Annotated in this window: 10 protein-coding genes; 8 read left to right on the top strand and 2 right to left on the bottom strand. The window is 71.0% G+C overall.

Going from position 1 to position 13,786, the window contains the following annotated elements; genetic code table 11:
- Nucleotides 1-232 precede the first annotated feature (232 nt).
- From J0911_RS05215 to J0911_RS05190, 6 genes are all read left to right on the top strand, one after another.
- Nucleotides 233-1,852: a peptide ABC transporter substrate-binding protein gene (locus tag J0911_RS05215; RefSeq protein WP_307864921.1), complete on the top strand. Its 1,620-nt coding sequence runs from the start codon at nt 233-235 to the stop codon at nt 1,850-1,852.
- Nucleotides 1,853-2,005: 153 nt separating this feature from the next.
- A complete protein-coding gene (locus J0911_RS05210) occupies nt 2,006-2,932 on the top strand; it encodes an ABC transporter permease (RefSeq protein ID WP_207274407.1) in 927 nt (308 codons plus the stop codon).
- Nucleotides 2,925-3,884: an ABC transporter permease gene (locus J0911_RS05205; RefSeq protein WP_207274406.1), complete on the top strand. Its 960-nt coding sequence runs from the start codon at nt 2,925-2,927 to the stop codon at nt 3,882-3,884. Before J0911_RS05210 ends, J0911_RS05205 begins: the two co-directional genes overlap by 8 nt.
- A complete protein-coding gene (locus J0911_RS05200) occupies nt 3,881-5,620 on the top strand; it encodes a dipeptide ABC transporter ATP-binding protein (RefSeq protein ID WP_207274405.1) in 1,740 nt (579 codons plus the stop codon). The genes J0911_RS05205 and J0911_RS05200 overlap by 4 nt, the downstream gene beginning before the upstream one ends.
- A 118-nt stretch (nt 5,621-5,738) precedes the next feature.
- On the top strand, nt 5,739-7,673 hold the full coding sequence (typA, locus tag J0911_RS05195; protein ID WP_307864920.1) for a translational GTPase TypA: 1,935 nt from the start codon (nt 5,739-5,741) through the stop codon (nt 7,671-7,673).
- Nucleotides 7,674-7,694: 21 nt separating this feature from the next.
- Nucleotides 7,695-8,705, top strand: a complete 1,011-nt coding sequence (locus J0911_RS05190) for a PIG-L family deacetylase (protein WP_207274403.1) — start codon at nt 7,695-7,697, stop codon at nt 8,703-8,705.
- Nucleotides 8,706-8,733: 28 nt separating this feature from the next.
- Here J0911_RS05190 and J0911_RS05185 read toward each other — a convergent pair whose 3' ends face one another.
- Nucleotides 8,734-9,312: an LURP-one-related/scramblase family protein gene (locus tag J0911_RS05185; RefSeq protein ID WP_207274402.1), complete on the bottom strand. Its 579-nt coding sequence runs from the start codon at nt 9,310-9,312 to the stop codon at nt 8,734-8,736.
- A gap of 108 nt (nt 9,313-9,420) precedes the next feature.
- Here J0911_RS05185 and J0911_RS05180 point away from each other — a divergent pair, with 108 nt between their 5' ends.
- A complete protein-coding gene (locus J0911_RS05180) occupies nt 9,421-9,894 on the top strand; it encodes a DUF6113 family protein (protein WP_207274401.1) in 474 nt (157 codons plus the stop codon).
- Between the two features lie 952 nt (nt 9,895-10,846).
- On the opposite strand, the gene J0911_RS05175 is transcribed toward J0911_RS05180, so the two are convergent.
- Nucleotides 10,847-11,257 (bottom strand): hypothetical protein, encoded by a 411-nt coding sequence (locus tag J0911_RS05175; protein ID WP_207274400.1) that lies wholly within the window; start codon nt 11,255-11,257, stop codon nt 10,847-10,849.
- Here J0911_RS05175 and J0911_RS21000 point away from each other — a divergent pair.
- Nucleotides 11,247-13,781, top strand: coding sequence for a VanW family protein (locus tag J0911_RS21000; protein ID WP_207274399.1), 2,535 nt, complete (start codon nt 11,247-11,249; stop codon nt 13,779-13,781). The genes J0911_RS05175 and J0911_RS21000 overlap by 11 nt on opposite strands.
- The last annotated feature ends 5 nt before the right edge of the window (nt 13,782-13,786 follow it).

Genomic DNA, 13,786 nt, shown 5'->3' with positions numbered 1-13,786 from the left:
ACGTTCGGGTGACGAACCACCATTGGACGGGAGAATCCCTGGGGGACCGTGTTACATGGTGTTACGAAGGCATACCGAAAAGGTCACGACTGCAGGCACGTTCGTGTGAGCGACTCTCGACGGGGTCTCGAGGGCGGGTAATGTGGCGCCCCACAACCGGGCGCGACGCTGCGCCCGCTCGAGCGTCGCCAGCGATCCGCGAAGCGGCGCGACCATCGAACCAGGAGGACACGTGACACCTCGTAAGCGACTCATGGGAGTCGGGGCGGCCGTGCTGGCCGGCTCCCTGGTCCTGTCAGCGTGCGGCGGCGGCGGTGAGGACCCGGCTGAGGGCGACTCGGAAGCGATCATCACCGTCGGCAGCGGTGAGCCCCAGAACCCGCTCATCCCGGCGATGACCAACGAAGTCTTCGGCGGCCTCGTCGTGCGGAACATCTTCGCCGGCCTCGTGTACTACGACGAGAACGGCGCGGTACAGAACGAGATTGCCGAGTCGATCGAGTCCGAAGACAACGTGACGTGGACCATCACGATCGAGGACGGCTGGACGTTCACCGACGGGACGCCCGTGACCGCCGAGAGCTTCGTGAAGGCATGGGACTGGAGCGCCCAGCTCGACAACGCGACCAACCTCTCCTACTTCTACGAGCCGTTCGTGGGCTTCTCCTTCGAGGAGAACACGTCGCTCATCGACGAGGGCGGTCTGGAGGTCGTCAGCGACACCGAGTTCACGGCGACGCTGAAGCAGCCCGAGTCCGACTTCCCGGTCCGGCTGGGCTACGCGGCGTTCTTCCCGCTGCCCGAGGCGTTCTACGAGGACCCCGAGGCGTTCGGCGAGAACCCGGTGAGCAACGGCCCGTACACGCTGACCGAGTGGGAGCACGACTCCGCCATCACGGTCGAGCCGAACCCGGACTACGCCGGCGACCGCGTGCCGCAGAACGGCGGGGTCGAGTTCGTCGCCTACACCGACGAGGACTCGGCGTACAACGACCTCCTCGCCAACAACCTGGACATCGTCACCAACGTCCCGGCCTCGGCCTTCTCGACGTTCGAGGAGGAGCTGGGTGACCGTGCGGTGAACCAGCCCGCGGCCGTCACCCAGGTCATCAACGTGCCCGAGTACGTCGAGGACTTCCAGGGCGAGGCGGGCGTGCTGCGCCGCAAGGCGATCTCCATGGCCATCGACCGCGAGGGCATCACCTCGACGGTGTACGACGGCGCCCGTACCCCCGCCAGCGACTTCACCAACCCGGTGATCAACGGCTGGAGCGACGACATCCCGGGCAGCGAGGTGCTCGAGTACAACCCGGAGGAGGCCGCGGCTCTCTGGCAGGAAGCCGAGGAGATGGACCCGCTGGGCGACGACTACACCCTGTTCATCGCCTCGAACGCCGACTCGGACCACCAGTCGTGGATCGACCCGGCGTGCAACACCATCCGTGAGGCGCTGGAGATCGAGTGCGAGTTCGACCAGTACCCGGTGTTCGACGAGTTCCTCGAGGCGCGCGACGCGCGTGAGATCAAGGGGCTGTTCCGTGGCGGCTGGCAGGCCGACTACCCGGCCATGAGCAACTTCCTCGGGCCGATCTACGGCACGGGCGCGGGCTCGAACGACATGGACTACTCGTCCGAGGAGTTCGACGCGAAGATGGCCGAGGGCAACGCCGCGGAGACGCCGGAGGAGGCCACCGAGCTGTACAAGGAGGCCCAGGAGATCCTGTTCCAGGACATGCCGGGCATCCCGCTGTGGTACTACAACGTCACGGCCGGCTATGCCGAGACCGTCGACAACGTGGCGTTCGGCTGGGACAGCGACCCGATCCTGACCGAGGTGACCAAGTCGGAGTGAGCGTGATCACGTCCGGTTCGCCGGACTGACCGCATCCCTCCAGGTGAGAGGCGGGGTACGCGATCGTGCGTGCCCCGCCTCCCCCTGTGCCGCGACATGAACTCCGGGCGAGATCGTGGAGAATGAGCGGCGGAAATTGACAAGGAGACCACAATGCTCTGGTACATCGGACGCCGGCTGTTGCAGGTGATCCCTGTGTTCCTCGGCGCCACCCTGCTCATCTACGGGATGGTGTTCCTGCGCCCCGGCGATCCGGTCGCCGCGCTCGGTGGCGAGCGTGGCCTGCCCGAAGCCGTGCAGGACCAGATCCGGGAACAGTTCCACCTGAACGATCCGTTCTTCGTGCAGTACCTGTACTTCCTCAAGGGCATCTTCACGTTCGACCTCGGGCCCGACTTCTCCGGGCGGCCGGTTGCCGAGACCATCGCGAACGCCTTTCCGGTGACGTTCCAGCTGGCCCTCATGGCACTCGCCATCGAAACGATCTTCGGAATCGGCTTCGGCCTGATCGCCGGGATGCGCAAGGGCAAGTTCTTCGACTCCACCGTGCTGGTGTGGACCCTGCTGCTGATCGCCGTGCCCACCTTCGTGCTCGGCTTCGTGGCGCAGATCGTCTTCGGCGTCCAGCTCGGGTGGTTCCCCGTCACCGCGGGCCGTGACCCCGACTTCGAGAGTCTGCTGATGCCGGCAATGGTGCTGGCGGGCACGTCGATGGCATACATCCTGCGTCTGACCCGTACGTCGGTCGCGGAGAACCTCACGGCGGACCACGTCCGCACGGCACGTGCGAAGGGCCTCTCGCGGAGCCAGGTCACCAACCGGCACGTGCTGCGCAACTCTCTGATCCCCGTCGTGACCTTCATCGGTGCGGACCTGGGCAACCTGATGGCCGGGTCGATCGTCACCGAGGGCATCTTCAACATCAACGGGGTCGGCGGAACGCTCTTCGAATCCATCATCCGCGGCGAGAACGTCACCGTGGTCGCCATCGCGACCATCCTCGTGCTCGTCTACATCGCCGCCAACCTGCTCGTGGACCTGCTGTACGCGGTCCTGGACCCGAGGATCCGCTATGCCTGAGAACCGCTATGACAAGGGCCCGCGCCCGGGCCAGGATCGCTACGTGGCACCCGCGGAGGCGGTCTCGGTGGGCGTCGTCGACGCGATCGCCGAGGACGAGGCGCCGTCGAGCATGTGGCAGGACGCGTGGCGTGAGATGCGCCGCCGTCCGATGTTCTGGGTGGCACTCACGATCATGGTCGCCGCGATCGTCGTCGCTCTCTTCCCCGGCATCTTCGCCACCCAAGGCCCTCGGACGTGCGACCTGTCCGAGTCGCTCCTCCCGCCGTCGGGCGAGCACTTCTTCGGTACCACCAAGGACGGCTGCGACATCTACTCGCGCGTGATCCACGGCGCGCGTCCCTCGGTCACGGTCGGCGTTCTCGCCACGTCGTTCGTCGTCGTCCTCGGCGGTACCGTCGGAGCGATCGCCGGCTACTTCGGTGGCTGGATCGACACCATCCTGTCGCGGATCACGGACATCTTCTTCGCGATCCCGTTCTTCCTCGCCGCGCTCGTGATCCTGAGCCTGCTGCCGGACCGCAACGCGTTCGCCGTGGCGGTCGTGCTCGCGAGCTTCGGCTGGACCTCGATCGCGCGCATCACCCGCGGCTCGGTGCTCAGCGTGAAGAACAACGAGTTCGTCACGGCCGCCAAGGCGCTCGGCATGAGCCGCATCGGCATCCTCGTGAAGCACGCCCTGCCGAACGCGGCCGCCCCGATCATCGTGTACGCCACGGTCGCGCTGGGCACGTTCGTGGTCGCGGAGGCGACCCTGACGTTCCTCGGTATCGGTCTTCCCGGCTCCACCGTCTCGTGGGGTGGTGACCTCTCCCTCGGCCGGACGATCATCCGCCAGGCCCCCGAGGTCCTGATCTACCCGGCCGTGGCGCTCGGCACGACGGTGCTCGGCTTCATCATGATGGGCGACGTCGTGCGCGACGCCCTCGACCCGAAGGCACGTAAGCGATGACGACGACGATCAACCTGACCGAGAAGGCGCCGGAGGGCGCCCCCAAGCGCGACGACAACGCGCCGCTGCTCGAGATCAAGGACCTGAAGATCTCGTTCACCACGGGCGCCGGCCTCGTGGAGGCCGTCCGCGGTGTCGATCTGACCGTGTATCCGGGACAGTCCGTGGCGATCGTGGGTGAGTCCGGGTCCGGCAAGTCCACCACCGCGCACGCGGTCATCGACCTGCTGCCCGGAACCGGCAAGGTGACCGCCGGCTCCATCACCTTCGACGGGCGCGAGCTCGTCGGACTGGACCGCAAGGCGACCGAGTACCTGCGCGGGCGTGACATCGGCCTGGTTCCCCAGGACCCGATGTCGAACCTCAACCCGGTGTGGCGGATCGGCACGCAGATCGAGGAGGCCCTGGTCGCCAACGGCTTCCAGGGCACCAAGGCCGAGCGCAGGGCACGGGTCACCGAGCTGCTCGGTGAGGCGGGCCTGCCCGACGGCGACCGGCGGGCCCTGCAGTACCCGCACGAGTTCTCGGGCGGCATGCGCCAGCGCGCGCTGATCGCGATCGGCCTGGCGTCGCGGCCGAAGCTGCTGATCGCCGACGAGCCGACGTCGGCCCTCGACGTCACCGTGCAGAAGAAGATCCTCGACCACCTCGAGGGCCTCACGAGCGAACTCGGCACGGCCGTCCTGTTCATCACCCACGACCTGGGCCTGGCCGCCGAGCGTGCCGAGCACCTCGTGGTGATGTACAAGGGCAAGGTCGTGGAGTCGGGCCCCGCGCTGGACATCCTCAAGAACCCGCAGCACGAGTACACGAGGCGCCTGGTGGCCTCGGCGCCGTCGCTGGCGTCGCGCCGTATCCAGTCCGCCCACGAGGCGGGCCGGTCGGCGGAGGAGCAGATCGCCGGTCACGAGGTCAAGGTCGACGGCGCCGCGCCGAAGGACGTCGTCGTCGCCAAGGACCTCACCAAGGTGTTCCGGATCCGCGGCGCCCGGCCGGGCAGCCACACCAACTTCACCGCGGTGGACGGCATCGACTTCGTGCTGCCGCGCGGCAAGACGCTGGCCCTCGTGGGGGAGTCGGGATCCGGCAAGTCCACCGCCGCCAACATGGTGCTGGGGCTGCTGGAGCCGACATCGGGGTCCGTGGTGTTCGACGGCCAGGACACCGCCACCCTCTCCGGCCGCGAGCAGTTCGCGATGCGGCGCCGGGTGCAGCCCGTGTTCCAGAACCCGTACGGGTCGCTGGACCCCATGTACTCGGTGTTCAACTCCATCGAGGAACCCCTGCGGCTGCACAAGGTGGGCACCAGGAAGCAGCGTGAACAGCGCGTCCGTGACCTGCTCGAGATGGTGGCGCTGCCGGCGTCGACCATGCGGCGCTTCCCGAACGAGCTGTCCGGCGGACAGCGGCAGCGTATCGCCGTCGCCCGCGCGCTGGCGCTCGAGCCCGAGGTCATCGTCCTGGACGAGGCCGTGTCCGCGCTCGACGTGCTGGTGCAGGCGCAGATCCTGCAGCTGCTCGGTGACCTGCAGGGCGAGCTGGGACTGTCCTACCTGTTCATCACGCACGACCTCGCGGTCGTGCGGCAGATCGCCGACCTGGTCGCGGTCATGAAGGACGGGCGGATCGTGGAGCACGCCACCACCGACGAGGTGTTCGACGACCCGCAGCAGGACTACACGAAGGAGCTGCTCGCGGCGATCCCGGGCGGAAGCCTGGAGATCGGCGCGGCATAGGTCTGACGACGGGGCCCGGCGAAGGCCGGGCTCCGTCGGGCACGGGTAGAATGGTGCCGGCGCGTCGACGGTGTTGCGTCCGCGCCCCCACCTCGACTTTTCGGAAATGAGTTCAGCCGTGCCCAACTCCGCTGCGACGTCCCTTGCCGTCCGCTCCGACCTGCGCAACGTGGCGATCGTCGCCCACGTCGACCACGGCAAGACCACCCTGGTCGACGCCATGCTCCGGCAGGCCGGTGCCTTCGACGCGCATCAGCAGGTCGACGACCGGGTCATGGACTCGGGTGACCTGGAGCGTGAGAAGGGCATCACGATCCTCGCGAAGAACACGGCGATCCGGTACGCCGGTCCCGCCGCGGCGGCCGCCGGCGAGCCGGACGGCGTCACCATCAACGTGATCGACACCCCGGGCCACGCCGACTTCGGCGGCGAGGTCGAACGCGGCCTGTCGATGGTCGACGGCGTGGTCCTGCTGGTGGACGCGTCCGAGGGCCCGCTGCCCCAGACCCGGTTCGTGCTGCGCAAGGCGCTGGCAGCGAAGCTGCCCGTGATCGTCGTGGTGAACAAGGTCGACCGTCCCGACTCCCGCATCGAGGAGGTCGTCGGGGAGACCACGGATCTTCTGCTCGGGCTCGCCTCCGATCTTTCGGACGAGGTCCCCGACCTCGACCTGGACGCGATCCTCGACGTGCCCGTCGTCTACGCCTCCGCGAAGGCGGGTCGCGCGGACACGGAGCAGCCCGCCGACGGCGCCCTGCCCGCCAACGAGGACCTCGAGCCGCTGTTCGCCACCATCCTGGGCAAGATCCCGGCCCCCACCTATGCCGAGGACATGCCCTTGCAGGCACACGTCACGAACCTCGACGCCTCGCCGTTCCTCGGCCGCCTCGCGCTGCTGCGCATCCACAACGGCGAGCTGCGCAAGGGCGCGCAGGTCGCCTGGGCGCGACACGACGGCACCGTCGAGACCGTGAAGATCACCGAGCTGCTCGAGACGAAGGCGCTCGACCGGGTCCCGGCCGAGAAGGCGGGCCCGGGAGACATCGTCGCCGTGGCGGGCATCGCCGACATCATGATCGGCGAGACGCTGACCGACATCGACGACCCCCGTCCGCTTCCGGTGATCACCGTGGACGACCCGGCGATCTCCATGACCATCGGGATCAACACCTCGCCGCTCGCGGGCAAGGGTGGCAAGGGCCACAAGGTCACCGCGCGTCAGGTCAAGGACCGGCTCGACGCCGAGCTGATCGGCAACGTCTCGCTCCGCGTGCTGCCGACCGAGCGTCCCGACGCGTGGGAGGTACAGGGCCGCGGTGAGCTGGCGCTGGCCATCCTGGTCGAGCAGATGCGCCGCGAGGGCTTCGAGCTCACCGTCGGCAAGCCTCAGGTGGTCACCAAGGAGATCGACGGCAAGCGGCACGAGCCGATGGAGCGCATGACCATCGACGTGCCCGAGGAGTACCTGGGCGCCGTCACGCAGCTGCTCGCGGCGCGCAAGGGCCGGATGGACACCATGACGAACCACGGCACCGGCTGGGTGCGCATGGAGTTCATGGTCCCGGCACGCGGCCTCATCGGGTTCCGTACCCGCTTCCTCACCGAGACCCGCGGCACCGGCATCGCCGCGTCCATCTCGGAGGGTTACGAGCCGTGGCACGGCCCCATCGAGTCGCGCGCGACCGGATCCCTCGTGGCCGACCGCGCCGGCAAGGTGACGCCGTTCGCGATGATCAACCTGCAGGAGCGCGGGTCGTTCTTCGTCGACCCCACGCAGGAGGTCTACGAGGGCATGATCGTCGGCGAGAACTCCCGCAACGAGGACATGGACGTCAACATCACCAAGGAGAAGAAGCTGACGAACATGCGGTCGGCGACCGCGGACAGCTTCGAGAACCTGATCCCGCCGCGCAAGCTCACGCTCGAGGAGTCCCTGGAGTTCGCGCAGGAGGACGAGTGCGTCGAGGTGACGCCGGAGTTCGTCCGCATCCGCAAGGTCGTCCTGAACCAGACGGAGCGCGCCCGCGCGGCGGCGCGCGCGAAGCGGGCCTGAACGGGTTCCCCGGTTCCACGCGTGAGGCGGGGGTACAGGACGGCCACGGCCGCGGAGGACGCGACCGGCACCGCGCTCCCGCCGTCCGGCGGTGAGGGCGGACTCGTGGTGGTCCACGCACACCCGGACGACGAGACGCTGTCCACCGGTGCGCTCGTCGCCACCTGGGCGGCGGCCGGGCGGCCCGTCACGGTCGTGACGTGTACCCGGGGGGAACGCGGCGAGGTGATCGCGCTCCCCGGTACGACGTCGGAGGGCCTGGCAGCGCTCGAGGGCGACGGTCCGGCGCTGGCCGCCCGGCGTGAGCGCGAGCTCGCGCGGGCGACGGCGGCCCTCGGGGCGGACCAGGTGTTCCTGGACCAGGTCATGCCCGCGGCGGCCGATGGTGCCGTGCGCGATGCTCCTGGCGCGCCGGGCGCGCGGCGGTACGAGGACTCCGGGATGGAATGGGTCCGGCCGGGAGTGGCCGGACCGTCCGCCGACTCACCGCCGACGGCGTTCGCCCGGGTGGCGCTCGACGGACCCGCCCTGCGGCTGGCGGGTCTCGTCGAGAGGCTCCGGCCGGCGGTGGTGGCGACCTACGAGCCAGGCGGCGGGTACGGGCACCCGGACCACGTCCGCGCGCACGAGGTCACGGTCCGCGCGTTGGCGCTGCTCGCCGCCGGCGGAGCGCCCGCGGTTCCCGAGCTGTGGCAGGCGGTCGCGCCCGCGGACGAGGTCCGAGCCGCCCGGCGGGCCCTCCGCGCGAGCCGGGAGGCCCGCGCGGCCGCCGCCGGACACGGACTGACCCTGCCCGATCCCGGAGAACCCTTGCCGCCGTTCGCCAAGGAGAACCTGCCCGGGACGACGGAGCGTGTCGACGTGGCGCCCGTGCTCGACCGTGTCCTCACGGCGATGCGCGCGCACGCCACGCAGATCCAGTACGTCACCCGCGCCCGGGGAGCGGGCATCCTGGGGTTCTACGCCCTGAGCAACGGCGTGCTCGCGCCCGTCCCGGAGCGGGAGACCTACCTGGTGGCACCGCGCGCCTGAACGCCCGGGCCGGATCGGGCCGGGCCGGTCAGCGCCCCTGGAGCGCGTCCAGGGCGACCGCCATGGCGACGACCAGGCGACGGTCCAGGTTCGGATCGTGGATCTGCACCGTGTACCTGTCGCGGAGCGCCCACTGCTTCTCGACCGAGAACGCCGGCTGTCCGCCGATGGTGAAGTCGAAGTGGTAGGGCAGCCAGTCCAGGCTCTCCACGAGCCGGCGGAGCACCGACACCCACATGCTCCGCTCCTGTCCGGTCGCCTCACCGAGCCCCGGCTGCTCCAGGTACCACGTGCTGCGGAGGAACGACTTGCCGAAGTCCTTGCGGAACAGGCCGATCGGCGTACCGGAGGCGTCGGTGACGTCGTAGGTGGCGCCGAGGTCCATCACCTGGCGGGCCTTGAACCCGAGCACGGGAACGGACTTCGTGTCGTCCGTGTACAGCGTGACCTGCTCGCGCATCGCCATGCGCTTCTGCTGGGCGAAGGCGAGGAGCTCGCCTTCCGAGCCGTCGGGCCGTGCGGCGTGCACGGCGTACTGGTTGACCATGAGCCGCACGCGCTGCCGGATGTACAGCGTGGTCTGCGACTGAAGGGTCTGGGCGTTCATGGTTGCCTTCCGTTCCGGGCGCCGCTTCGTGAAGGGCCGACGCGCTTCGCGTCCGGAGTCTGGCACACCATCGAGGTACCACCCAGCAAAGTGCGCGATGATGGGCGGGTGACAGAACAGCACGAGCGTCACCCGAACCGTCCGCGCCTGGGCTCCGTCGTCGTCCGGGTGCTGCTCGCGGTCGCCCTCGGGCTCGTCATCGGCGCGCTCGGCACCGCGGTGCACCGGTACGGCGACGAGTCCTGGTACGCCGGGGCTGCCCTCGCGGTCGCGCTCACCGGGGCGGCCGCGGTCATGTGCCGGGCCTGGTCCGGGTACGGGGCGCTCCTCGCGTTCGCGGGTGGCTGGATCGTGGCGGTGCAGCTGATGTCGTTGCGCGGCTCTGGCGGGGACGTCCTCGTCCCGGCGGGGACGCTCGGGCTCGTCTGGACGTATGCCGGTGTCGTGACCCTGGGCGTGGCAGCGTTCCTGCCGGCCTCGTGGTTCCGTGAGGAGCCGCTGCGGCGATCGGCGGAGGAGTCGGCCGCCCCGGTGGCCGGTACGTCTGTGACCAGCACAGAACCTCCACTCGGAGCCGGGTGAATCCCGGTCCGGAGCGCACTGACCGGCCAGTAGGATGCGCTTCGGGGACGGCCGCGCGTGCGTGCGCGACGGTGTCTGGCGGTGCGGAGAGCCCGCGCCGCGACAGGTTGCACGGAGCAATGTGAATGGGCCAGCCGACCGACAACGACAAGCCGTCAGAGCCGACCGGTCAGAACGATGCGAACGACGCTCGGCAGCCGATGCCGCCGCTCTCGTCCAGCCGACCCGGTCCGGGTGGCGGGCCGGCGCGCCCTGACGTCCCGCCGGCGAACGAGCCCGGCGCGACGCCCGTGGACCCGGCGACCAGGCGTTCCCCCGAGGACGACGCCGGCCGGAGGCCCGGCGGCGCCCCGGTGAACACCCCTCCGCGGGCTCCCGCGCCACCCGTTCCAGGTTCGGCGCCCGCGCCCGGCTCCGCACAGGCCCCGGGGGGCGCTCCCGTTCCCTCGTCAGGGCAGAGCGACGCCTCCGGCCCTGCTCCTTCGTCAGCCGTGCCGGTTCCTCCGTCCGGGCAGAGCGGTGCTCCCGCCCCCGCACCGGGCCGGTCCGACGGACCGACGCGGCCTCCTGTGCCGGGCCAGGACGGTGTCCCCGGCCAGGGCGGGACCTCGGGCCAGGGTGGGACCCCAGGCCAAGGCGGGACCTCAGGCCAGGGTGGGACCTCCGGCGACGGCGGGACCTCGCCCCATTCGCCCTCACCCGCGACCACTCCCGCTCCGCGATCGACGCCCGAGCCGGCAGTGACTCCTGGTGCCAAGGCTCTGTCCGCGGCATCCGAGGGTGCCGCGGACGGCACGCCGCCCTCCGCGGCCTCGGCGACCTCCGCCGGCGCCGGGCCGGCACCCGCCACTCCGCCGGCTCCGGCGCCGGGCACCCCGCCGTCCGTTCCGGCGCAGGGTGCCCCGGTGCCGGCCCGGCAGCCATCGTCTTCTACGTCCTCGCAGGCTCCCGCTCAGCCGTCCGGACCGGCCGGACCGCAACCCGACGGGCCGCGGTCCTCCGCCGAACCGGCAGGGCCGGCCGCGCCGCAGGTGCCCGCCCGCCCGTCAGGCTCCGCCGCGCCACGGTCCGGCGCCGCCGCGCCGGAACCCGCCGCGCCGCGCGCGTCGTCGTCGTCCGGTCCCGCCACGTCGTCCGGTTCGGCCACGTCGCCCGGTCCCGCCACGTCATCCGGTTCGGCCACGTCATCCGGTTCGTCGTCGGGCACGGCCTCGTCGTCGGTTCCCGCCGCGCAGTCCGGGCCCACCGTGCCGGGTGGCTCGTCGTCGGCCGCGGCGCGGGCCGGGGCGGCGGCGTCCGCCGCGGCTTCCGGGGCGGACGCGGACGGCGACCAGGCCGCGGTCCTGCAGTCGGTGGTCGACAACCTGACTCCGGAACGTCCGGCGAGCCCCACCAAGCAGGTGGGGTACACGCCTCGTGTCTTCGCGTTCGAGCGGCCGGCCAAGAAGCCGCGGCCGGGCAAGGGCGCGGCTGCCGGCTCGCCGGGCGAGGGTGCGGCCCCGGGCGAGGGCGCCGCTCCCGCGGGCCGGGGCAGCGACAACCCGTTCATCCGGCCGATCACCGGCATGATCCCGAAGCTCAAGCCGCTGACGGGTGCGATCGCGCGAGTCGTGAATCCCCACGCCGTGCGGCACCCCGACGGCCCCGCGACCCCGCCGCCCGCGACCCCACCGCCCGCGACCCCGCCGACCGTGGCGGTCCCGCCGGCCGGCGGCGTCCCGCTCGCCGGCGAGACCCCTCCCGCCGGTGGTGTTCCCCCGGTCGACGCCGTCCCGCTCGCGGGGCAGGCTCAGCCGGCGGGGAACGTTCCGCCGGCGGACGCGGTCCCGCCCGTCGGCCCGGTCCCGCCCGCGGGTACCGTCCCGCCCGCCGGCACCGGCACGATGCCTCCCGGTGGCGCCGTCCCGCCCGCGGGTCCCGGCCACCCCGGCCGCACCGTTCCGGTGGGTGCCGCGGCGGCGAACGACACCCCACAGGGCTCTCCCGGCTCTCCTGACGGCGGCGGCACACGCCCGGGCCAGGTACCGCTCGGCAGTGTCGCGGGACCCGGCGGACCGGACGCGTCCGACGCGTCCGGTCCGTCCGCGCGGCCGGGCGGACTCGGGTCGAGCTGGCCGCCCGCGCCCGGGGGGCCGGGCGGATCGGGTCAGTTCCCGCCTCCGCCGGAGGGCGGCTCGTGGACCCTGGGCATCCAGGACGACCGCGCACCCCGCCGGGGCCGCAGGCTCGCGCTGGGTGTCGGTGCGGCCGTCGTGGCCCTCCTCGGTCTCTTCGCGATCATCGCGGGCGTCCAGGCAGGCGCCGTGCCGAACGGCGTCGAGGTGGCCGGGGTCGACCTCGGCGGCCAGTCGCGCGACGAGGCGGTCGCCACGCTCGACGAGGCGCTCGCGCCGCGGGCGGAGAAGCCCGTGGCACTGGTCGCAGGCCAGGCGGAGTCCACGCTCAAGCCGGCCAAGGCCGGCCTGGCGTACGACGCCGAGGCGACCGTCGACGCCCTCACCGGGTTCTCTCTCGACCCCACACGCATGTGGGAGCACTTCTTCGGCGGCGCGGAGGCGGAACTCGTCCTCGACGTCGACGAGAAGAAGCTCGGCAGCGCCGTCGACGGCCTCGAGGAGTCGATGGCGGTCAAGGCGGCGAACGGCGCGGTCGCGTTCCAGGACGGCGCACCGAAGGCCACGGACGCCAGGCGCGGCTCGACGGTGGACACGGCAGGCGCGCGAGCCGTCATCACCTCCAGCTGGTTGCGCTCCGAACCGCCGTTCACGCTCCCGACACGAGAGATCGAGCCGGAGGTCACCCAGGCCGAGGTCGACGCCGCGATGGACACGGCGAACACGGTGGTGTCCGCTCCCGTGACGGTCGAGGTCGGGGGACAGAGCGTCGAGCTCACCCCGGCGGACCTCGCGACCTTCGCGAGTTTCGAGCGGCACGACGGTGCGCTCGCCCTCCGGTTGGACCGCGAGGGCCTCGTGAACACGATCGTCGAGCGCACCGCGAACCTCCTCACCATCCCGGAGGACGCGCACTTCGTGTTCCAGGACGGCCGGCCGCAGGTGGTCGGCGGAGGCCCGGGGACGACGCTGCGGCCCAAGGAGGTCGGTGAGGCGGTCAACGCCGCGGCACGGGGCGACGACCGGGTCGCGTCGGTGGAGCTGCACGAACAGGACCCGGAGAACACCAAGGAGGCGCTCCAGCAGCTCGGCGTCAAGGAGATCGTCTCGGAGTTCTCGACGCCGCTCACCGCCGACAACGTCCGTACGCAGAACCTGGTCCGCGGCGCGGAGATGGTCACGGGCGAGCTGGTCAAGCCCGGTGAGACGTTCTCGCTGATCGACGCCCTCTCACCGATCACCGAGGCCAACGGGTACGTGGCGTCGGGCATCGTGAGCAACGGCCAGCACGTCGAGGGCGTCGGGGGCGGTCTTTCCCAGATGGCCACGACCAGCTACAACGCCGGCTACTTCGCGGGGTACGACGACGTCGAGCACCGTCAGCACAGCTTCTGGTTCCCCCGCTACCCGGCGGGACGTGAGGCGACGATCTACGTCGGCGCGCTCGACATGAAGTTCAAGAACGACACCCCGTACGGGGCCGTCCTGCAGTCGTTCGTCAGCAACGGCCAGCTGACCGTCCGCATCTGGAGCACCAAGCACTACGAGGTCGAGACCAGCGACAGCGGTCACCAGAACGTCGTGGAGACCTCCACGGTGAAGAGCAACGACTCCGAGTGCGTGGCCTACCCCGGCGGTGAGGACGGGTTCACGATCTCGAACTACCGCAAGGTCTACCTGGACGGGGACCTCGTGAAGGACGAGACGTACACGTGGACCTACAAGCCCGACAACCCGGTCGAGTGCACGGGCGGGGGCGGGAACGGCGGCTGACGCCT

This window comes from Myceligenerans salitolerans (assembly GCF_017349295.1).
Taxonomy (GTDB): Bacteria; Actinomycetota; Actinomycetes; order Actinomycetales; family Cellulomonadaceae; genus Myceligenerans; species Myceligenerans salitolerans.
The sequence above is the reverse complement of the archived record's forward strand: the minus strand, read 5'-3'. Positions and strand labels throughout refer to the sequence as shown.